The organism is Paenibacillus xylaniclasticus (assembly GCF_004001065.1).
Taxonomy (GTDB): Bacteria; Bacillota; Bacilli; order Paenibacillales; family Paenibacillaceae; genus Paenibacillus_T; species Paenibacillus_T xylaniclasticus.
The window spans coordinates 324,162-346,512 of record NZ_BIML01000001.1; the positions used below are offsets into that span (position 1 = coordinate 324,162).

The window sequence follows — 22,351 nt, forward strand, 5'->3', positions numbered from 1 at the left end:
TTATGAAACAGGAAGGTCAATTTATCTTATTTAGTCGTGAAGAGTTTAATCAGTGGATTGAAAAGCAAAATATAAAGAGATCAATTAAAATCCTGCAAGTTCATCATACTTGGAAGCCGTCATATGACAATTTCAAAGGTAACAACCATTTTACTATGTTGAAGGGTATGCGTAATAGCCATATTAACAATAATGGTTGGAGCGATATTGGTCAAAATCTTACAATATTTCCTGATGGCGTTATCTCCTTATGTCGTCCACTTGAAGTATCTCCAGCAGGAATAAAAGGAGCCAATGTCAACGGAATATGTGTGGAGATTATAGGAAACTTCGATATTGGCGGAGACCGTATGACAGAAGAACAAAAGAAATCAACGCTGTATCTATTTGCAGTATTAGCTAAAAAATTTAACTTAAATATCAATACAGACACAATCGTTTATCATCACTGGTACTGCACGAAGAATGGTGTTCGTATTCCTGATAACAAAATCAATACAAATAATACGACAGGATATTACCCAAAATCTTGTCCGGGATCTGCATTTTTTGGTGGCAATAAAGTTGTTGATGCACAAAAATCGTTCATTCCATTAGTGCAAGAAGAGTATAACAAATTATTAAAAAAGGAGATTGTTGAAACAGTTATGACTACGTTTTCGAGATATTTTAACGATGTAACTAAGCAGTGGCAAGCATCAACTATTGATGCTGCCGTTGATAAAGGTATTTTTGCTGTTGGAACAGATAAGAAGTTTAGACCTGACGAGCCGATTACTAGGGCTGAAATTGCTATTGTTGCTGAACGAGTTATCAATTATGTTCTGAATAAAGTGAATAAATAAGGAGGAGTTCATATGAACGAGTATTTGATTATCGGATCTATTGTGATTGTTCTGCTGGCTATTGTATATGCAGTTAAAAAATATAATATTGCAAATGGAAAAGATATTGAACATACAGTCGATAAAGCAACAGATATCGTTGAAGATGTTCTAAAACTAATTGACCTTACCCCCTCAACAGAAAGCGCAATCGCACACATTCTTGATATTACTGATACTACAGCCACCTATGTAGGGAAGATAATTGACTCGCCAGACAAGGCGAAGGTAGTTCATGAGGTGTTGGACGAAGTGTTTACAAAACTAGAAATTGTCCCAACTGATAATGAAAAGAGTCTGATCAAAATCGTCATCGATGAGTCAATTAAGTGGCTGGAGAAAAGCGAATAACATGGAAAAGGAGCAGTTTTAAAACAATTATCACCCCATACGAATAAAGAAATTGCTCAATTCTTCTACGCAAAAAATCCGCCTCAAACTCCGTGGATATGCAAAGACTGTAGGCAAAAAGGAAGTTCATAGACACACCTAATAAAAGACCGATTTCATAAGCTAAATTACGAATGAATATACACGTTTGTGTATGCGAGTTCCAAAATAAGCGGCTATAATACCTTTCCTAGTGAATAAACCAAACAAATTGCATAAATATACCAAGGCGATACAGTTCTCATCCCTTCTTCATTGGGGTGACTTGTATCGCCTATTTTTTCCTAAAAACGTCTTCTTCCGTCTAAAGTTTGCTCTGCAATCTCCACTAATCTCTTCGTAATATTTCCACCAATTGTACCAGCGTCCCTTGTCACTAAATTTCCATTATATCCATCAGGGGTAAACGCAATTCCATGTTCTTGTGCAATCTCTACTTTCATTCTATTCAATGCTGCTCTTGCATGAGGAACAACTAATTGATTGTTTCGATTACGAGTCATCTTATGTACACTCCTCTTATGTGAAATTACAATAATAACTTGTGGATTGTGTTGGATATTTATACAGTGGTTTCAGAACAATAAACGATTTATAACGTGCTACAATAGTATATCATCTTTGATATACGGAGGTGCAGTGATTGTGTTTGTTGAGCCTATGCTCCTTGAAAAAGTTGATAAACCTTTCGATGACGAACGATATGTATTTGAACCAAAGATTGATGGACATCGTTTGTTACTTTCTTTAAATAAAGGCAAAGTGACTCTTTATACGAGACATAATAATGATGTCACGAGACAATATCCTGAGCTACATAACGTCCCTACAAGCGAGGATTGTGACGTTATACTGGATGGTGAAGTTGCTCGTTTAGATGAGAATGGTTGGATCGACTTTGAATTGATTATGGAGAGGTTTAAAACATCTAAATCAACAAAGATACGTAAGTATTCCAAAACCAAGCCAGCACACTATTACGTATTCGATATCTTGTTTTATAACGGCGAGGATATGCGTTCTAAGCCATTGTGGGAGCGTAAATTGCTGCTAAAGAGGATACTACAACCTAATGCATTCTACAGTCTAATGCTGAGTATTGAGACCAATGGTAAAGCGCTGTTTGATCTCATGAAGCAACGTAATCTAGAGGGCATTGTAGCGAAGAAACGAAACTCTAAGTATGCAGGTAAACGAAGTTCTGACTGGTTAAAGATCATCAACTACACCTACGTCAATGTTGAGTTGACAGGTTATCGCAAGAATCAGTTTGGATGGCTTGCTCAATATCAAGGTAAACCAGTCGGCGTAATTGAATTAACCGTTCCTTCTGTTGCTCGTAAAGCGTTTTTTGGGATTGCTCAACAAATTAAGTGTGCCGAAGATCGAGACTTTGTATACATTCAACCCCATCTAAAAGCACAGGTACGAACCCGAAATTGGACTAAAAATGGCATGTTGCGAACGCCTGAATTTGTTGATTTTATTGTTTAAGCGAGGAAAAATGTCATCCTAATAAAATAAACAAATTCCTATAAGATTAGTAAGCATACCTCCCTCAAGTTAATTTCTTGAAATATCTATTGTCGTCCTAACTCGACAGTTTTCAGAAAATCGTCTTGAGGGAGGTGTGCTTTTAAACTTTATCAGTCCAATAGCTCCAATGACTCGGTTCAATCAATGTACTCGTCCCATCCTTATACTTTATGTGTATCGTCTGCTGCTTAGGACTAACGCTAATTTTCTCCACTCGATCAACCAACGTCTCCACGGGTGCAGGAATCCACTCTACAGGCTTTCTTGAACTGTCGCCTATAACGACCCCTGTTTTAATCAATGTAATGTCATAGTGACGCTGTAGGAGGTCTAGGAGCATGTCCTGATCTACCTTCCATCGCTCCGAGCAGAACTCTTTCCCGTAATTTGAGTAACCTGAGCAAATGTAGACGATACGTTCTCTTCGCTCCTTTAAGCCCTTGTAGTTCTTACCGCAATCAGCACATTTAATTCGTCTTGAAAAGTAATACATAAGGATTTGTTGTCACCTATTCTTTTGATAATCAATAACCCTGTATCCATTTTCTTTTAAGGCTTGTCTCACCATCTGAGGGGTATACCCAAAGTCTTTATACATTTGAGATAATGACATCTTTTGATTATAGTGCTTGTCCAATAAGTCTGGAAGTACCTTTTTACGATTTAGTTTGGCGCGTTCTGAGGTTGTTATTTTCCTGAGTTCTAAGTCATTAAACAAGTTCTTTAGCGTCCACCAGTTCGCATTGATTGATTTGGCGATCTGCTCAAAGGACATCAGTTCGTCATAATAAAGATGCTTTATTTCGTCTATCCTGCCCAAGATGCTTGAGTCGTATTTTTCACTCAATGGCTTGATGGCATTGGGTTTCTCTTGGTTAAAGGTTATCGGATCACATACATAAAAAGTTAAACCATTGCCTTCACAAGTGTATCGATTGCTTCCTTGCCGAAATCTTTCTCTCCACCTCGCGCCAAACTATATGCCTCATCAACGAACAGTACGCCGCCTGATGCCTTGCGCACAAGCTCCCGCGTCTTCTGTGCGGTGTGGCCGATATACTCACCGACTAGATCCGCACGTTCTACCTCGATCAAATGGCCCTTCGACAATACCCCCATCTTCTGCAGCAGCTTCGCAACAATTCTGGCAATTGTCGTTTTCCCTGTACCGGGATTACCCTTAAAAATCATATGATACACATGCGCGCCGCTGTTCAAGCCTGCTTGCGACCGCATTTGGGCGACCTGAAGCATAGCGTATATTTCGTACACAAGTGACTTTACATGATCTAGTCCGATCATTACATCCAGCTCGCGCTGAATATCGGCGTAATGATCGCCTGTCGGCAGCGGCTTAACGGCCGAAAGCGGCTCGTTATCCGTAATTGACGCGACAGCGCCACTGCTTTCTTGACTGCGAAGAACCACATTAATTTGGCGGGATGGCCGAGTGCCGCTCTTCGCCCCTGACGCGATTTGATTGTTCATCCGCTCGATCACCTGTCCCTTCAATCCCGTCGCTGCTAACGGCGCCATGACGCTGACAGTCGCCCGGCTGCCGCCGCTATAACAAGCATATTCGAGTATGCAGGCAAACAGTATGATTTTCATCGAGGGAAAGCGGCAGACTGTCGTAAAGCAAACTCTAAGGATTGAAATAAGCAATTTCCGGTAGATCGAGCACGAAGCCTAGCCGCATCGTAACGGCATCAAGCTTCCATTTCGTATACGCGAGCACTTCTCGTGTCTCGTTATATACCGGCTTCAGCACGTTCGATCTGAAGGGTGCCATGATAAGATTATCAATGCCGACATATTGAGCAATTTCTTTCGAGCGTGGCGAATGATAGTCGTGTGTAACAATAATGATCGACTTCATATGCTCTCGCTCAATGATTTCCTTACTGAATAACATATTTTCATACGTGCTCGTCGCATTCGGCTCCAGCAGCAGCTTGTCAGATGGAACGCCTAAGGACATCAAATAACGGCGCATCCCCTCCGCCTCGGTCAGCTTCGATCCGTTATGATCAAGGCCTCCTGTTAATATAAGCTTCTCCGCTTTTCCTTCCTTATACAACGAATAAGCGTGGTCCAGCCGTTCCTTCAGTCCAGGGCTTGGCCGATCGTTCCAGAGCGCTGCGCCAAGTACTATAATCGCATCAGCCTTATGTATCGTCTTCGGAATCGTGACGCTGTTAATCATCCACAAAACATAACCGCACCACAGTATGCCTAGTACGACTATGGCAACGACAACCCTTAATAATAGGAGCAGCGGCCTTCGCTTACGCTTTCTTCGCAGCCCGCTGCTCATCTTCGTCGATTTCGATATGACGCGTTTCACGATTCGCTCAGTTCTCCTGCCCGCTCGGACAACGTTTTCCGATGTTTCAAGCTTAGGGTAAAATAGCGAAAGCGGCCATTGCGAATAGCCGACAGTAAGCGCCCTGCCGTCTTTCTCGCCATCGCTGCATCCTTCGAGGTCACTTCCCCTTGGCGTAGCGCATCCTCCAGTTCATCTTCATCGAGCAGGAACACTTCGCCGGTCGGAAGCACAACGATATCCAGGTACAGATCATCGAACCAAGGCACATGCTGATCGGTCATTCCCTGCGTCTTGCATACGTCAATATACCATTGCACGACGCGTCCCTTATCATCGAACATCGTCGTCACAACAAAATGCTCACCGCGAGGGAAATGCTGCATCCACAAATAGCCTCGGTCCGCAAGACAAAGACGCCGTCCATTATATTCCTTCCAAAGCGGCTCGCGTAAGTCGTGAATCCGATAAAAGGTGACAAGTCCTCTAAACTCATCTCCATCCATAGTAAGACACATATAGCTCTTACGCAGTATGCGCCGCCAATTTGCCCGGTCCGAAAATTTTCGTTTCATGCGGAACGTACCTTTCCGTTAAGATGCGAAAAAAGCCGCCGTCCAAGCAGCCGGCCTCTCCATCATACGTATAACTTCCAACCTTTTTCCTTTTAAAAAAAGCTTACCACATCTTAGGATGCAAAGCCACCGAGCGAACAAAATAAACCAAGCCCTATTGTTCGACACTAGGCCTTCGCCGTGACGATATCTATAAGCAAAAGGACGATCCATCGGTCAGTATTCACTGACTTTCTGAACCGCCCCTTGCTTCGTTCACTTCTCGATAATATCGATTGAATCGATCGTAACCTTCTCCAACGGCTTAGACATATTCCCGTCTGCGCCAGGTCCGACAGGCGTCTTGGCAATCGCCATAACGGAATCCATTCCGTCGGTTACCTGACCAAAGATCGTGTAGTTCGGTTGGCTGTTCAGATTAGAGCATACATCTCCTGTACATATGAAGAACTGGCTGCCGCCCGAATCCGGCATGCCGGTGTTAGCCATTGCAACCGTGCCAATGTCGTACTTATGGTCCGAGCCAAGCTCGTCCGGTATATTATACCCCGGCCCGCCAGTTCCAGTGCCTGTTGGATCACCAGTTTGAATCATAAACGTTTCAATGATCCGGTGAAATGTTATGTCATTGTAAAACTTGTTCTTCGCCAAAAATACAAAGCTGTTAACCGTTGTCGGAGCATCTTCAGCGAACAACTGAACCGTGAACTCACCTTTGCTCGTATGGAAGACAGCCGAATATTGTTTGCTCGGATCGATCGACATCTCCGGCATCTTATCCCATTGCTTCTTCCCAGTTTCCTCTGAGCCCGAACCTTGCTGCAAGTCATCTGCCTGCTCGGCGTTCATCGTCTGACTCGACTTCGGCTCTTTCTCTTTGCTGCCGCAGCCTGCTGCTGCAAGTACCAGCAGCAGGAGCGACAGCATAAGAACGCTGTAACGAATCCTCTTACGCTTGTGAATCATCATTCGAAGTTCCTCGCTTCTCCTCAAAATTCAACCTAGCGGTCAAGCAAGCGAACAACGGGCAAAATGATACTTATGGCGACGGTACGACTACGTCCGGTATGATCGGCTCTGTTCCCGATTCTGACGAATTGTTAGTAACAGGTGTCTGAGAGTCGTTCGTTTCTAATCCTCCGCTTCCAGATCCATCTGGGTTGCTGTTATCGGGAATTGTCCCTCCAGGTACAGTATCGCCAGGCGCTGTGCCTTCTCCCTGCTCAGTGCCGTTGTTGTTACTAGTGCTGTCACCGTTTCCGACACCGTTGCCGTTGTCATTTCCGTTATTGCCGCCGTTGTTATTCTTTCCATTGCCACTACCTTTGCCATTGCCATTTCCTTTACCCTTCCCATTGTCCGGAGTAGCTTCTCCTTCTTCAGGAGTCGTCGCCTCGTCGCCCGGAATAATGATGTCCGGCGTTGCAGGCTCACCTGTCGGAGGCTCCTTCTCAAGCTCTTCAGGGGGTACATTAAGCGCAACTGCAGCAGAAGGCGTGCTTTCTAGATCCGCCTCAGCATTATAAGCCGTAACATAATATTGATACGACAGACCAGGCGCGACACTCATGTCCTCAGCAGTAGTAGTGCCAGCTGCTGTATCAATCAGACGGCTGAAATTCGCTTCGTTCGTCTCCTTACGGTACAGTCGATAAGTGATACCCTCGCCTTTAACTGGCTTCCAGCTCAACTTTGCAGTATACGAATCAGCATCATATTCGACATGCAAACCTGTTACTTGTTCGGGTACTTCTACATTCTTCTCCGGCTCTGATTCTTCCCGTACCGGTGCCTTATTGAAGCTTCCACGCGGCACATTCTTCATCGCTTCGGACATCACTTTACCGAACATCGCTGCTGCTTGACCGCTGCTTTTCTGCAGCAGATGCTGTTTGTCGGTTTTATCGTAACCCATCCATACAGCCGCTGTCCATTCTGGTGTGTACCCAACGAACCAAACATCTCGATTCGCGCTCGATTTCAAATCTTTAAATCCATGCTGCGTCGTGCCTGTCTTGCCTGCAACCGGGCGATCAAGCTTCGCTTTCGTGCCGGTACCGCCCGGCTCAGTGACCCCAAGCATAATCTCTGTCAAGCCAGCGGCCGTCGATTGCTTAATCAACTGCTTCGCTCTTGGCGCGTGGTACGTATACACCGGATCATCGTTCCGATTATCGATGCTCTTCACCGTATGAGGGTCGACGCTCTTGCCATCGTTAGCGAATACACTGTAAGCTGTCGCCATCTGGAGCGGAGAGACACCATTCGTTAACCCGCCAAGCGCGATGGCCAAGTTGCGGTCCTCCGGACTCAATTCGAAGCCAAGCTTCTTCGCAAACTCAAGCCCTTTGTCGACGCCGATCTGGTCGAGCAGCCATACAGCTGGCAGGTTGCGGGATTCTTTAATCGCTTGCTTCATGCTGATCGCACCAACATATTTGACACTATTGGAGTCAGATGGACAGTAGTCGCCGAAGCATTGTTTATCGTCCCTCAGAGTCGAGTCTGGCGTAAATTTCCCGGTCTCAAGCGCAGGTCCGTATGCAGCAATCGGCTTGAACGAGGAACCTGGCTGTCTTGACTTCGTCACCCGGTTCCACGTCTTCTTCTTATAATCACGCCCACCTGCGATAGCTTGAATTTCACCATTGCGATGATCAATGATAATCATAGAACCCTGTACTTTTATATCGTCAGGACTTTGCTCAAAGTTTGCATCATCGGCGAATTGTTTCTCTACTGCATTCTGAGCGACCGGATTCAACGTCGTATAAATTTTGTAACCACCGATCCGGAGCTCCTCTTCACTAATGCCGCTCTTTTCAACCGCTTCATCCACAACAAAATCGACGAACGCTGGATAAAGCTGTGGATTCACCTTATCGTTGGACATTTCCGGTTTATATTCCGCTTCAACCGCTTCATTCCGCTGTTCAGCAGTTATGTAGCCTTGATCATACATCAGCTTCAGCACGACTTCACGCCGAGTTTGCGAAGCTTCTGGGTCATTAATCGGATTATACCGGTTCGGCGCCTTCGGCATGCCCGCGAGCGTCGCCATCTGCCACAGCTCCAAATCCTTCGGCTCTTTGCCGAAGTAGTACTCTGAAGCCTGTTTAATGCCGTATACACCTTTACCGAAGTAAATCCGGTTCAGGTACATCTCCAGAATCTCATCCTTCGTCTTGTTGTTCTCAAGCGCAATCGCAATCGAGGCTTCCGTAGCTTTACGGAAGAATGTCTTGTCAGCCGTTAAGAATATATTCTTCGCCAGCTGCTGCGTAATCGTACTTCCGCCTTCTACTTTACTCCTTGCGATAATATCTTTCACCGCTGCACGTCCAAGTGAAAAGTAGTCGATACCCGAGTGTTGATAGAAGCGCTGGTCCTCTGTCGCAATAAACGCTTGACGCAGCAGCTCTGGGATCTCGTCTAGGCTAACATTCTCACGTGCATCGTTCGCATTATACAATGAAGCGATTTCGTTACCATTGATATCGTACACATGCGATGCTTCCGGAAGGATCAGCTTATCCTGATTGGCTGTCAATATTCTCTCACCGTTCAGAATGATAAACAGATATCCGATTATGCCGCATATAACTGCAAGTGCTGCTGAGAAAAACAAAAAAATAAACATTCTCTTAAACGAGAAGCGCTTTTTCTTGCCCTGCTTTTTCGTAGATTTTTTGGTTGTCGGCTTCACGTTTCTACTTCGTGGTTGCTCTGTCATGATGAAGACTCCCTCCTGTTCGATCTGTCTCTATGTCTATCTTACCCGCGAATGAAAAGAACAACCCACTCTGAGAGCGGGTTGTCGCAGTTATCCGCTATTCAAATAGACGAACCGGGTCGGCCGAAGGTTTCAATCGTAAACTTCTGCACGTATTAGTGGTCGTTCGAATGATCCTGCATTAACGATACGTTACGCTGTGGCGTAAATGTCGAGATGGCATGCTTATATACCATTTGCTGCCTTCCTTCACTGTCGATGACGATCGTGAAATTATCGAATGCTTTAATGACGCCTCGAATTTGAAAGCCATTGGTCAAGTAGACTGTAACCGGGACGCTGTCTTTACGCAGCTGGTTCAAAAACGTATCCTGAATGTTAATGGTTTTGTTCATTGGCCGATACCCCCGTCAATTAAAGATGGATTAGAATAATATTCAAGACTGATCTCGAACTTTCCTGTTATTATAGCATGAACCGCCGCTAATTTGTTGTGAAAATTTTCATCCGCCTCGACCCAGTGTATATCCTTCATATGTCGGAACCAGGATAACTGCCGTTTCGCGAACCGTCTCGTATCACGCTTCAGCATCTCTATCGCTTCTTCAAGCGAACAATCTCCGTTAAAGTAAGGAATAAATTCTTTATAGCCAAGTCCTTGCATCGAAACGGCATCATGCGGCAAGCCAGACTCAATGATTCCGCGCGCCTCCTCTAGCAGACCTTGCTCCATCATTAGATCAATTCTCGCATTGATTCTGTCGTACAGCTTCTGTCTCTCCATATTGAGACCCATGATACATAGATCATAAGGAGAAGTCTTCGTCTGCCGTCCAAGCTGCTTAGACATTGTCTCACCGGTCAGCTTAAATATTTCAAGAGCACGAATAATGCGGCGGCGATCGTTCGGATGAAGCCGTGCTGCTGACTCAGCATCGATGCTCGCAAGCATGGCATGCAGGGCTGCCGCTCCATGCTCGTCAGCGTAGTTCTCCAGCGAAAGACGGTACTCGGGATCTGAGCCGCTGTCAGCAAATTCATAAGCATAACATACCGACTCGATATAAAGACCTGTTCCGCCAACGATGAACGGGATTCGCCCCCGAGAAGAAATATCAGCAATTAACCGGCGGCAATCCTCTTGAAAATCGGCGGTTGAATACGGCTCATCAGGATTACGGATATCGATCAAATGATGCGGAATGCCCTGACGCTCCTCGGGCATAATTTTGGCCGTACCTATATCCATCCCCCGATAGACCTGCATGGAATCACCCGATATAATTTCACAATTGTACGCTTGAGCGATATCAAGGCTCAGCTGGGTTTTGCCAACTGCCGTCGGTCCAATCAGCACAAGCAGCCTCGGTTTCCCATCAGCGGAATATGGAGCCAGCCCCGCCGTATTCATGTGCTGCGTCAACTACAATCACTCCGTATGTAATTTTGGATGTTTTTTTCGTATGACAGCGGCTGAAGCCCAGCCTTTCGAACTCACCGCTGCTGTATTGCTCCTTTAGCATTACGCATTTGCGCGCTACTCTCACCGCTTGATGAACCGCTTCCTCTGTCAAACGACTGTGATTGGCAATCGCTCGTAATGGACCGATTGCGCTCGATTCCTCTATCGCATGCTCGAACATTGGATCAAAATAAATAATATCAGCGCTCTTATCTGGCTGGGCGGCTAGATATTCGGTATGGCTTACAAGTTTAGTGTTGATCCTGCGCATAGCTTCATCGACTGCGTCTAAACCTGATTGATACGAGCGAAGCCCTTCGCGAACAACTGCATGAAGCACAGGCTCGCTTTCAAGAGCCGTTACGGAGCCTTCTCGCCCGACCGCAATGGAGAATACGAGCGAATCAGCTGCGAGTCCGGCTGTACAATCAATTATCGAATCACCGGGCTCACAGCGCGACAAGGTGATAAGCGGATCTTTGCCCCCTTCAAGCAGCCGCTTCGCACGAACGAACGCCATGCTAGGATGATAATATAGCGGCTGCTCGGACGTTGAGCCTTCATACAATCTGAGTTCATTCTCAAGGATGACGAGCAGCCGGTCGTCTCCGCCCGCTGCCATTAGCTGCTTAAGGGTCTGACCCCGCCTTAACATGAATCGGCCGGACAGCTCCTCCGCAAGCGACCTCGCTTTCGCTAGCACCGCATCAGACGGCTTCGCTGCCGTTGTTACAATCATGACATCACCCGTTTGAACATTTTTTCCAATTGATAGGTTGAAATATGCACGACGATCGGTCGACCATGCGGGCAAGTATAGGGCTGAATGCAGCGACCCAGCCGGTCCAGCAGCGCTTCGCCCTCCTCGCGGCTTAACCGCTGGTTTGCTTTAATGGAAGCTTTACAAGAGCACATAATTGCCGATTTCTCCCGGAGCTTCTGTATATCGACGCCGCGCTTCTCCTGCAGCACCCATTCAATCATTTCCTCGATTATCGCCTGCTCGTCACCTTTAGGAAACCATTCTGGATGGGACCGGACGAGGAACGTATTAAGGCCAAATGGCTCCAGCTGTAATCCCACCTCTGCAAGTAGAGGCAGCTTGTCCTTCAGCTGTACAGCGTCGCCTGCTGTCAGCTCGAGAGTAATCGGCACGAGCAGCTGCTGCGACGCCTGCTGCGGACGGCCAAATTTCTCAACAAAATATTCATAATGAATACGCTCATGAGCGGCATGTTGATCAATCATATACAGACCGTCTTCACTCTGTGCGATCAAATACGTGCCGTGCAGCTGTCCGATCCAAGAAAGCTCCGGGAACGGAGGCGTATCCGGATCGCGATGAACAGCATAAGGAGCTGAGTCAGAATCGGCATACGCTGCAGCTGCTTCGCCTATCACATCGTCCGTCGACCGCAGCTCCGAAGGAGCTCGGCTTGAATCACTCGCATTCAGACATTGCGAGCGCAATGAAACGTTAGCTTCATCACTATACTTGGTCTCTGCCAACGGAGCAGGCGCATAGAAATCAGCGTCATCGTTCGACGTATCACGATCCCCGCTATCGCTTACTGTACGAGGTGGAGCATAGAGCCGCTCCGTCGCATCGGCTGGAATACTTTTGCGCACCTCGCTAAAACCGCCTGATTGTGCTGTACTCCAACGATTCGAGCTCGCACCCGTCCCCCACCCTGGCGTTCGAATGGAGCCGGCTCCGCCAAACGATAAGCTATCGGACGACTTGGAACGAAACAACGGTTTGTCAGCAGCCGTCGTTAACGAACCCGCATCTTCGGTCCCTGCTGACGGATTGAAGCTGCTGCTTGGTCGGGCTTCCGCAGTCCCCGAGGAAATAGGAAAACCCGGCTCCGGCCGATGAAATGCAATCCGCTCCTGTACATACACTGGCTTCGAACGGCCGCTATCCTTATCCGCTGCCGGTTCCGGAATATAGCGTTCTCGTCTTAGTACCTGGCGTACAGTCTGCTCGATCAACTCGCGAAGCTCTGTCTCTTTGCTGAAGCGGACCTCCATCTTCGACGGATGCACGTTCACATCGAGTAGCGATGGATGCATGCCAATTTCAATGACGACAAGTGGAAACCGGTTAATCGGCAGTAAAGTATGATAACCCTGCAATAGAGATTGATTCACGAGGAAGCTGCGAATGTAACGGCCGTTCACCACGACGGTAATCGCGTTACGATTGGCGCGTGTCAGCTCCGGCTTCGAGATATAACCGGTCAGTGTATAATCAGGGGTTTCTCCTGTAATAGGCAGCATTGCCTTAGCAACGCTAGTTCCGTATACAGCTGCAATGACCTGTAGCCGGTCGCCGGTGCCCGGAGTCCGAAGAAGCTCATGACCGTTATGCCGGAGCGTGAACGCAATGCCGGGATGTGCAAGCGCGATTCGATTAATATAATCGCTAATATGGCCAAGCTCAGTCTGAATCGACTTCATATACTTTAAACGTGCAGGCGTGTTATAAAACAAATCGCGGACCGTCATATCAGTCCCTTGTGGAGCGTTAACGGGACCTTGCTGCTTCACCGTTCCGCCCTCGATTACAAGTCTAGCCCCAAGACCATCCGTCGTCTCCGAGGAAATGCACTCCACACGCGATACAGCGGCAATACTCGGCAGCGCTTCGCCGCGGAAGCCAAGGCTGGCGATACGGAACAAATCAGCGCTTGTAATCAGCTTGCTTGTCGCATGACGCTGGAATGCCGTTTCCATCTCCTCGGGGTGTATTCCGCTGCCATTATCGAGCACACGAATGAGATTTAATCCGCCTTCCTCAATCGTAATATCGATTGTTGTCGACCCTGCATCCACCGCATTCTCAACAAGCTCCTTCACAACCGAAGACGGCCGTTCCACCACTTCACCCGCTGCAATCTGGTTCGCCAGCTGTTCATCCAGCACACGAATGGACGCCATCGCTATTACTCCCCCTCGTATACAAAGGACCGATCCTGCATTCGGTCTTCCATACCTTTACTTAATCGATAATTTTCATCTTCATCTCGTTCAACCATTGCAACGCCTGCATTGGAGTCATATTTAGCACATCCAGCTTACGCAGCTTATCCGCAACCAGCTCTGCCTGCGGCGTAAGCTGCTTCTTCACTTGATCCGGTTGTGTTGGCAAGACAGCGGCTTCCGACGCGTTCGGACCATCATCGTCGAAAATCGACAGCTGTACGACCGTTCCGACAGTCTCATTAACGCTGACAGTATTAGCTGGTGCAGTCGTTGCTGATTGTTGGGCCGCTATTTCGATAACAGCCGCCGCTTCACGAACATTACACGGCTCCAGCTTGTCGCCAGATTGAGCTTGCCTTACAGAATTCCCCCGGTCAGCAGAGCCCTCCTCTTCCAGAAGAGCATATGCCCGATCGATGATCGTATCCGGCAGCCCTGCCAGCCTAGCACAGTATACGCCATAACTAGAGCTTGCCGCACCCGGCACCAGCTTGCGCAGAAACGTCACATCGTCACCATCTTCACGAACCGCCATACATGCATTAGACAGCAGCGGCAGCGACTCCTCCAGATGAGCCAGCTCATGGAAGTGCGTCGATACGAGTGCCTTGCTGCCGATCCGATCGTGCACATATTCGATTACGGCCTGAGCAATCGCCATGCCTTCATTCGTCGAGGTTCCTCGTCCTAGCTCGTCAATGATAACAAGGCTCCGCTCCGTTGCTTTCTCGGTCATTACCTGTATGTCTTTCATTTCGACCATAAAGGTGCTTTGTCCGCCTGCGAGATCGTCGGCTGCTCCGATGCGCGTAAAAATGCGGTCAACAAGCGGCAGCACCGCCGATTTGGCCGGGACAAAGCAGCCGATTTGAGCCATGACGCACAGGAGCGCGACTTGACGCATATATGTGCTTTTACCAGCCATGTTCGGGCCGGTAATGAGCAACATCGTCTGAGTGTCCTTCGTCAGTTGCGTACCATTAGTCATAAACGGTACGCCGTCCATCAGTGCTTCAACAACGGGATGACGACCCTCCTCCACGATCAGGTCATAGCCGTCCGTTACCGTTGGACGAATAAACCTGCGCTCGGCGCTGACGGTTGCAAGCGACTGATATGCGTCGAGCATTGCAATCCGCTCAGCAAGCTTCTGCAGCCGATGAAGCTGGCTGGACAAATGCTCGCGAAGCTCGACGAACCGCTCATATTCGAGATCGACCATCTTCTCTTCTGCTTCGAGAATAAGCCGTTCCTTCTCCTTTAGCTCCGGTGTAACAAATCGCTCAGCGTTCGCAAGCGTCTGCTTCCGCTCATATCGGCCTTCAGGCAGCCCAGCGAGGTTCGCTTTAGACACTTCCAGATAGTAGCCGAACACTTTGTTATAACCAATCTTGAGCGATTTAATTCCTGTCGCTTCACGCTCTGACCGTTCGAGCTCCGCGAGCCACCGCTTGCCATCGGTGCTTGCTTCGCGCAGCCGGTCAAGATATTCATCATAGCCCTGCCGAATGAGTCCGCCTTCACGAAGCGATACCGGCGGCTCGTCAACCAGAACCGTCTCGATCATATCAGCCAAATCGGCGCAATCGTCGACGTCACGGAACAGCGCACGAAGCGTCTGGTTTCCAGACCCTTCGCACAAAGCGGTAAGTGCAGGCACACGCCGCAGCGACGATTTCAGAGCATTCAGGTCGCGCCCGTTCGCGCTTCCGAAAGCGACTCGGCCGACGAGTCGTTCCAGATCATAAATATCCGCAAGCTCACGGCGAGTATCCTCCCGCAATATAAGGTCGCGGTGAAGCGCCTCGACAGCAGACAGCCTCTCCTCAATAGAGGCTACATGAAGCAGCGGCTTGTCCACCCAACGGCGAAGCAGCCGCGCACCCATAGAGGTCTGCGTACGGTCGAGCAGCCAAAGCAGCGAGCCTTTTTTGCTGCGATCACGAACCGTCTCAGTCAATTCGAGATTACGACGCGTGAATGGATCGAGAATCATATATTGATTGGGCTCATAAGAACGAATGGTCCGTATATGTCCGAAAGAACGCTTCTGTGTATCGGCCAGGTAGCCAGTAAGCGTTGCGATCGTACGCAGCCGTTCTGTCGTCAGCCCTTCCAGCTGCTGCTTGCCGAATTGCTCGACAATGCCTTCTTGCTCCATTGGCTCACGCGGCGTCAATACGACCGGCCGAGCCCAGCTGGACGCATGCGGCTTTAATTGCTCCAGCAACTCATCACGGCCGACAATTTCTGCCGGATGATAGACATTGATCTCGTCGAGCAGAGGCTCCAGACCGCTGCCTGCCGCAAGCGAGGTGACATATAGCTCACCGGTTGACAGATCGCATGCGGCGAAGCCAATTCGACCGTCGTGAATATCAATCCCGACGATGAAGTTGTTAGCTTTGTCAGCCAGCGACTTCGATTCCATGACTGTACCCGGCGTGACGACGCGCACAATCTCACGGCGTACGACGCCCTTGGCCGCCGACGGATCTTCAACCTGCTCGCAAATCGCGACCTTATAGCCTTTCTCAATGAGTCGGGCAATATAGTTATCTGCCGAATGATATGGTACGCCGCACATTGGCACACGCTCCGGACCGCCTGCTTCCCGTCCCGTTAACGTTATCTCCAGCTCGCGCGAAGCGAGCACTGCATCTTCAAAAAACATTTCATAAAAATCGCCAAGCCGAAACAGCAGAAAAGCGTCCTTCGCCTGTTCCTTAATGGCGAGATATTGCTGCATCATAGGCGTATAAGCTGCTGTCATGAACGCCCCTCCGTACACGAGTTGAATGATAAACACTATCCTTCATTATAACATGAATCAATAGGACCCGCATGACGGAATGGTGGAAATCATCTTGAAGACGTTACCCTCCACTTACGTCGGATATCGAGACTATCATCCCACACAGCGCCGCGGCGGGCAGCCTCGAATAACGGCTCGATCCAGCGCGCAAATTCGTCGTAAGACGGCGAACCAGCGAGCTCCTTGGCAATATCATCCAAGCTGCCAAGCAGCTCTGCACGGTCACCTTCATAGAACGCAGCCTCCACATGCTCCTCCAGAATTGTCATAACAGGCAGCTCCCAAGAATCCTTCGCGCATAGCAGCGTCAATGCAAATGCTGCCTTTGCCGTTAATGGCGAGACGAGCCAGCTGGGCAGCGTCCGATACTCGAAGCCGCCATGAGCCTGAATCCGATAATCACCGAGGGCGCCATATCGGGGCCTGCGGCCTCGACCATGATCGCCCTCGACCATCGCGACCGGCAGAGCAACGTACCGATCCAGTTGGCGCAGTAGGCGGCTTGTGAGCGGCACGCCGCTTATATGAATGTGACCGCCCAGCGCTGCGCCAGTGACGGGCATCGCACCAGCCGCCCAACGCAGCGATGGATCGTTGACGCGAAGCGAAGCCCGCAGCAATTGATGCCGGACGTTCGCCGCCAGCCTATCTGGTGAAGCTGCCGGATCGGGCCGTAATTCGCCAATCGGATACTGGACCTTGCGGCCAACGACGAGCGCATCAGCTCCAGCCCCGCCTCCTATGCCCAAGTAACGCTCGGCCGGAACGATCCGGCCGTCTTCGCGAAGCAGGACGAACTCCGGGTCAGCACCAATGAGAAGCGGTGTTTCCGTGCTCCCTGCTGCGTCTCTAGCAGCCGCATACCAGTCTCTAAACCGCAGCAAAGTTTCGTGCCATACCGATTGCTCCTCTTTCGTTAATCCATCCATGGACTGGCCGACCGATAGAGCCGCAGTACGTCCGCTTCCATGCAGAGCAACGACCGCGTCCCCCAGATCGAGCCCAAGGGAATATACCGCTCTTATTGCCATTCGCACCACTCGCCTCAACAGAGAATCGGATGCGAGCTGAGCAGCCAGTTGAGCTCCGCTCACGACGGAATAGAGATCAGGATTCTTCGAGGACAAAGAATTCGTTATAGAGGAACGGGAAGAAGACCATATAAGCGGGGCAGAGCTCGGGTCATAAAGCTTCGAGCTGCGGATTCGGCGAACGGATACCGGCTCCAAATGAAGAACCGAGACGAGATATACTCGCCAGCCGTCTGCAATTGCGTTATTGATTTTCTCGTGCTTGGACTGACACTGTGTCTCTTCGAGGTTAGTGCGAAGCATACCGGCTCGATTCCATCGACGATTAATTTCTGTTAAGTCACGTAGTGCATTCTCAGCATTAGGAGCTAACAACTGCCACACTTTTTCGTAGGAAACTGCTGTCATATTAGGCTTACGTTCGTCAGCTCCTGTATTAATGCCTTCCTCTCTATTAATCCCTGCCGCTGAAGCGCTGTCACATCGTCTTAGCAGCCTGCCGCCTGTAACGATAACTGCATCTTTCTCTCCGATAAGTCCAGCAGCGAACGGCTCTGCTGCACCATAACGATCCCGATCTCCGCCCACCTCATGAAGCGCGCTATCCCATATCCACAGCTTCGCAGCCCGTGCCGAATCCGTACTCATCTATGTCCCTCCTCCGCCCAAAAAACAAAAAGAGGGCTGCCGCCCTCGTATTCGCCGCAACCGGCGCATATCGTATTGGTAAACCGTTCGGTAGACGGCTTACACGTCATCATCCAGCAAATCTGGGTCCAGATCGTCGTAATCGCCATCATCGCTGAGACCGTAATCAAGCTCCTTGCTATCCAGATCATCGATTCCGCCAGGGATGCAAGCGACCGTAACCTTCGTCTCAGCAATCATCTCTACGGCAAACTCACGCTCCACCCGAATATTGACGCTTGAGCCGCTTGAGGAAATGTTCGCCTCAATGCAGTTCGGCTCCTGCGTTGCATCTGCCGATACCTCTTCAGTCGCGGCACGGTGCTTCGGGTCTACATACGAAAGAGGAACGTTCTCCACATACGATACCGTTTCTTTCGCAACTTCGGTTTGCGAGTTTTTGCTGTAGGAATACCAGATGTTAATATCGTAAGTACCAATAACCTCGATACCGTCGCCCGAACGAACCGCTTCATATTGATGGTTAATAATCCACGCGCCTAGGATGCTCGTGGGACTATGAGGCGGAGTCACGGTATGGGATACGGTGGAAAACTTACGACCTTTACCGCAGACAGCTTTCGTTATTATTTCTCTATACTGAAGCTGTTTATCTGCAAGTGCCATCGATTATAACCTCCTCCATACAATCATTCAATTAAAGTGTATGCAGGACATAGGCGTTTGTTGATTAAACGAGCGTCAGGAAACTCATTTAATTTCACGGCACCTGCGCCTCGATAGATTGCAAGCCTTGCTTGAGACGGATCGAATCAGCCTGCGGCTTCCGCTCCCGTGAACTCCTGCCTCACGTCGTATACAGCAGCTTTTGAGCTTGATGGTTCATATATATGCTTCTTGATTGCCCGGTATGATGGCCTTTATCGAAACAACAATTGCGAGAAATAATAAAGGCCCGTCTTCCATTCCGGCCAGCTATGCGTGCCTCCCGCATACTCATGCCATACAAACGGAACCTCCTGTTCACGCAAATATGCAGCCGTGCGTCTACTGACTTCAACAAGGTAATCCTCATCCCCACATAGAAGCCACAGAAGCTTGAGATCCTTCTTAGCAGTCTCTAGATCGGGAATTAGAGGCCTTTGCAGCTTGGTGTTCGGAGCGGGGGAGAAAGCTCCGACCCATGCAAATTTGTCAAGATGATCCAAGCCGATGTTAAGCGATTGACCGCCTCCCATTGACAATCCCGCCAATGCGCGATGCTCTCTGTCAGTATAGACCGAATATTGAGCTTCAATGAAAGGAATAAGATCATTTAAGAGATCCCCCTCAAATCGTTCGAAGCCCTCCAATTTATCTGGAGCGAAGTGATCGCCCTCCGCCCGGTCATTCGGAATCGCACGACCGTTCGGCAGCACAACAATCATCGGTTCAAGCTTTCCTTCCGCATACAGATTGTCTAGAATCGCTGCGGGATTGCCGTGTCGATGCCATTCTTCCTCATCCCCTCCGATGCCATGAAGCAAATAAAGCACGCTATATTTCTGCCTACTTGAATAACCCGGCGGAGTATAAACGAGTGCCTTGCGCTTATTACCGACCGTGGCGGAATCATACTCTACCGCCTGAATGGAGCCGTGCTCGATCGTACTGTCAGGAACATCGAAGCCTTCTGGCGGTAATGCGATTAACGGAGCTGCAAGAGATGCTTGCGTATCTCCGTTTCGATCTGTATTCCTCAAAAATTCCATCAGCCCGCGATTTTCAGCTGTTGGCTCTTGGTTGGTCGCTAAGCTTGGATCGTTCGCTGCCATCTCCATCATTTCCCCTTCGCTATTAGTTTCCAAGTTTATAATTTGATAAAGGCTCAAACGTTTTAGCAAAATCTTATATTTAACTTACTGAAGGGAGTTTCTCTTGTCAACTATGTTTTTCCTACAAAAAAAGCCGCATTAGGCGGCCTATATCAATTCGGAACAATCAAATTTTAATCCTATCAACAGAATCGATTCCAACCAGCGTTAAATCTCCGGAAAACTCTCTCGAAATACAACAGGCGTTTCATATAATCTGGATGTTAAAACATCTTTGCCTTTAAGCATATCTAACAACAGTTCCAAACAAGCGCACGCCATCTCTTCAACGGGCAAGGTCATAGACGTTAACGACGGAACTGTATACTGCTCATGCTCACTGTTCCCGTACGTAATAATCGCAACATCATCCGGGATTCGGACTCCTGTCCGTCGAAATGTACTCATAGCACCGACAGCCATAATTCCGTTAGGGAAGAATAAAGAATCCGGCCATTCCCCCTCCAGCAGATACTTGGCAGCTTCTAAGCCACCACTCATATTAAGCACAGCATACTGCTCATGATGGGGCTTAACGTTTAGACCTAAGCTCTGGCAGCCCTCGAGAAACCCCCGGCTGCGCGCGAGGATCGAGCTTGAACTAACATTAGGAGCAATAATGCCAGGGCGAAGCCGGCCAGAGGAAGCAAACAACTCCGCTGCCTTATAGCCTGCCTCGTAATCGTCCACGTAAACAGAGCTATAATTTTTCATTCGTCGGTTGAACACAACGACAGGCACCTTTAGTACCGTAGCTTCTAAATATCGAATATCCTCATCCGAGACGCCGGTTAAGATCGCTCCGTTGCATAACTCATCCGAACGAAGCCGTTCTGCCAAATGCAGCTCGGAAGGTCTGTATGGTTGTACGATCACTTCACACTGAATACCGTTGTTAAGAATGCTGTGTTGAATTCCTGAGAAGAATCTGCCAAGCAGTTCACTGGGGAAATCATTCGCCCAGAAGACGGCAATCGTCGGTCGATTCTGTTCGGCCCCCTTGCGCAGTCTACGTGCCGTTACGTTCGGATGATAATCGAGCTGCTTCGCCGCAGCCCAAATTCTCTCTCTTGTCTGCTGTGCAATCCGCAGCTCATCAGCTTTGCCATTAAGGACAACGGATACTGTTCCAATGGATACACCTGCAGCTTGAGCTATCTCTTTTAAGCTTGCCATATGTAGATCGACCGTCCTTTGATCGAATGAATCCTGATTAAGATAAATGGATTAGTTCATCTTGCTTTTTCTGTTTGTGCTGTTTCGCTACTTCAATAAATCGTCGCAGCTCCTTACACATTTGAAACAGCGTTGCACGCACCTCGAATTCCTGACGCGTCTTCGGAAGCTCCATCGCACGGAACTGCTGCTCCAGCTCCTCAAGCTTCCGTTCTGCATTGCCCTCATATACATCAGAATGGACATCCTTGCTAAGGGATTGGAACACATCGGCAATGAGTCCGCCTTGCGGCACCGACTCGTAGACGAAGGCAAGTAATACGAGCATCTGCTGGATCGACTCCAGCTGGTCGTTACGCATACGATAATAGATCTCCCAATATTGCTCGCCACGAACGAATCGGTTCTCACGGCTGATGGTAGATCGGCGTATGCCTTGCTCAATCGTTCTATGCGCATCTAAGAGCTCTCGGCCGTCCCATACGTAGGACGGATCTCGGAGCGTACGGGAAATCTGCTCGAAAATGGCGGCTAACAGCCGCTCAGTCTCGTCTCGCAGCTGTCTAAGCTTCTTATCTTCAGCAGGCATATATAGAAAATTAATAATAGTTGCCCAGCCTAGCCCCGCTATCAGCAGCATAACCTCGTTGCCGATCAGCTCAGTTGTCACATGCCCCCTGTCGAAGATGTGGAATACGATGACGGAGCATGTAATGATCCCTTCCTTAAGCTGGAACCGTGAGAGCAGCGGGAAAGTGATCAGAATAAATATGGACACGGTCCAAATATGATAGCCTAACGTTTCGAATAACATCGAAGCTAGAAACAGACCGAGCACAGAAGCGACAAAACGGATAAACGAGCTTCTAACCCCTCTCATCCGTGTCACTTCAACACCTAAAATCGCGAAGATACCCGCCGATAACGGCGGGGG

19 protein-coding genes and 1 pseudogene are annotated in these 22,351 nt (G+C 48.7%); 3 read left to right on the forward strand and 17 right to left on the reverse strand.

Annotation, left to right across the window (positions count from 1 at the left end; all coding sequences use genetic code 11):
* Positions 1-2 precede the first annotated feature (2 nt).
* On the forward strand, positions 3-845 hold the full coding sequence (locus PXY01_RS01695; protein ID WP_218028197.1) for an N-acetylmuramoyl-L-alanine amidase: 843 nt from the start codon (positions 3-5) through the stop codon (positions 843-845).
* 12 nt (positions 846-857) lie between these two features.
* A complete protein-coding gene (locus PXY01_RS01705) occupies positions 858-1,235 on the forward strand; it encodes a hypothetical protein (RefSeq protein WP_127566618.1) in 378 nt (125 codons plus the stop codon).
* Between the two features lie 323 nt (positions 1,236-1,558).
* On the opposite strand, the gene PXY01_RS01710 is transcribed toward PXY01_RS01705, so the two are convergent.
* Entirely contained in the window at positions 1,559-1,777 is a 219-nt protein-coding gene (locus PXY01_RS01710) for an alpha/beta-type small acid-soluble spore protein (RefSeq protein WP_127566620.1), read from the reverse strand.
* A gap of 142 nt (positions 1,778-1,919) precedes the next feature.
* Between PXY01_RS01710 and PXY01_RS01715 the strand changes: the two genes are divergently transcribed.
* Positions 1,920-2,768: an ATP-dependent DNA ligase gene (locus PXY01_RS01715; protein ID WP_127566622.1), complete on the forward strand. Its 849-nt coding sequence runs from the start codon at positions 1,920-1,922 to the stop codon at positions 2,766-2,768.
* A gap of 142 nt (positions 2,769-2,910) precedes the next feature.
* Here PXY01_RS01715 and PXY01_RS23240 read toward each other — a convergent pair whose 3' ends face one another.
* From PXY01_RS23240 to PXY01_RS01795, 16 genes and pseudogenes are all read right to left on the reverse strand, one after another.
* Complete coding sequence (locus tag PXY01_RS23240) at positions 2,911-3,303, reverse strand: recombinase zinc ribbon domain-containing protein (protein WP_127566624.1); 393 nt, start codon at positions 3,301-3,303, stop codon at positions 2,911-2,913.
* A 419-nt stretch (positions 3,304-3,722) separates the two neighbouring features.
* Positions 3,723-4,298 (reverse strand): annotated as a pseudogene (locus PXY01_RS01725) (AAA family ATPase); the annotation flags it as partial.
* Positions 4,299-4,455: 157 nt separating this feature from the next.
* Positions 4,456-5,157, reverse strand: coding sequence for a YdcF family protein (locus PXY01_RS01730; protein WP_246027759.1), 702 nt, complete (start codon positions 5,155-5,157; stop codon positions 4,456-4,458).
* Complete coding sequence (locus PXY01_RS01735) at positions 5,154-5,711, reverse strand: ribonuclease FAU-1 family protein (RefSeq protein ID WP_127566626.1); 558 nt, start codon at positions 5,709-5,711, stop codon at positions 5,154-5,156. The genes PXY01_RS01730 and PXY01_RS01735 overlap by 4 nt, the downstream gene beginning before the upstream one ends.
* A 255-nt stretch (positions 5,712-5,966) precedes the next feature.
* On the reverse strand, positions 5,967-6,680 hold the full coding sequence (locus PXY01_RS01740) for a peptidylprolyl isomerase (RefSeq protein ID WP_373864265.1): 714 nt from the start codon (positions 6,678-6,680) through the stop codon (positions 5,967-5,969).
* Between the two features lie 70 nt (positions 6,681-6,750).
* Positions 6,751-9,444 carry a penicillin-binding protein 1A gene (locus PXY01_RS01745; protein WP_127566628.1) on the reverse strand — a complete coding sequence of 898 codons (2,694 nt, stop codon included), beginning with the start codon at positions 9,442-9,444 and terminating at the stop codon, positions 6,751-6,753.
* A gap of 155 nt (positions 9,445-9,599) precedes the next feature.
* The gene (hfq, locus tag PXY01_RS01750; RefSeq protein ID WP_006036762.1) at positions 9,600-9,839 is read right to left on the reverse strand and encodes an RNA chaperone Hfq; all 240 of its coding nucleotides are present in this window, start codon (positions 9,837-9,839) and stop codon (positions 9,600-9,602) included.
* Positions 9,836-10,855, reverse strand: a complete 1,020-nt coding sequence (gene miaA / locus PXY01_RS01755) for a tRNA (adenosine(37)-N6)-dimethylallyltransferase MiaA (RefSeq protein ID WP_127566695.1) — start codon at positions 10,853-10,855, stop codon at positions 9,836-9,838. Before miaA ends, hfq begins: the two co-directional genes overlap by 4 nt.
* Positions 10,821-11,645 (reverse strand): class I SAM-dependent methyltransferase, encoded by an 825-nt coding sequence (locus PXY01_RS01760; protein ID WP_127566630.1) that lies wholly within the window; start codon positions 11,643-11,645, stop codon positions 10,821-10,823. The genes miaA and PXY01_RS01760 overlap by 35 nt, the downstream gene beginning before the upstream one ends.
* Positions 11,642-13,849, reverse strand: a complete 2,208-nt coding sequence (gene mutL, locus PXY01_RS01765) for a DNA mismatch repair endonuclease MutL (protein ID WP_127566632.1) — start codon at positions 13,847-13,849, stop codon at positions 11,642-11,644. Before mutL ends, PXY01_RS01760 begins: the two co-directional genes overlap by 4 nt.
* A 61-nt stretch (positions 13,850-13,910) precedes the next feature.
* The gene (gene mutS / locus PXY01_RS01770) at positions 13,911-16,667 is read right to left on the reverse strand and encodes a DNA mismatch repair protein MutS (protein WP_127566634.1); all 2,757 of its coding nucleotides are present in this window, start codon (positions 16,665-16,667) and stop codon (positions 13,911-13,913) included.
* An 89-nt stretch (positions 16,668-16,756) separates the two neighbouring features.
* A complete protein-coding gene (locus PXY01_RS01775; protein WP_127566636.1) occupies positions 16,757-18,388 on the reverse strand; it encodes a putative amidoligase domain-containing protein in 1,632 nt (543 codons plus the stop codon).
* A 99-nt stretch (positions 18,389-18,487) separates the two neighbouring features.
* Positions 18,488-19,054 (reverse strand): outer spore coat protein CotE, encoded by a 567-nt coding sequence (locus PXY01_RS01780; protein ID WP_127566638.1) that lies wholly within the window; start codon positions 19,052-19,054, stop codon positions 18,488-18,490.
* 254 nt (positions 19,055-19,308) lie between these two features.
* Complete coding sequence (locus tag PXY01_RS01785; RefSeq protein ID WP_246027760.1) at positions 19,309-20,202, reverse strand: alpha/beta hydrolase; 894 nt, start codon at positions 20,200-20,202, stop codon at positions 19,309-19,311.
* Between the two features lie 207 nt (positions 20,203-20,409).
* Entirely contained in the window at positions 20,410-21,417 is a 1,008-nt protein-coding gene (locus tag PXY01_RS01790; RefSeq protein WP_127566640.1) for a LacI family DNA-binding transcriptional regulator, read from the reverse strand.
* 37 nt (positions 21,418-21,454) lie between these two features.
* Positions 21,455-22,351: aromatic acid exporter family protein (locus PXY01_RS01795; RefSeq protein WP_127566642.1), on the reverse strand; the 897-nt coding region annotated here is incomplete at its 5' end.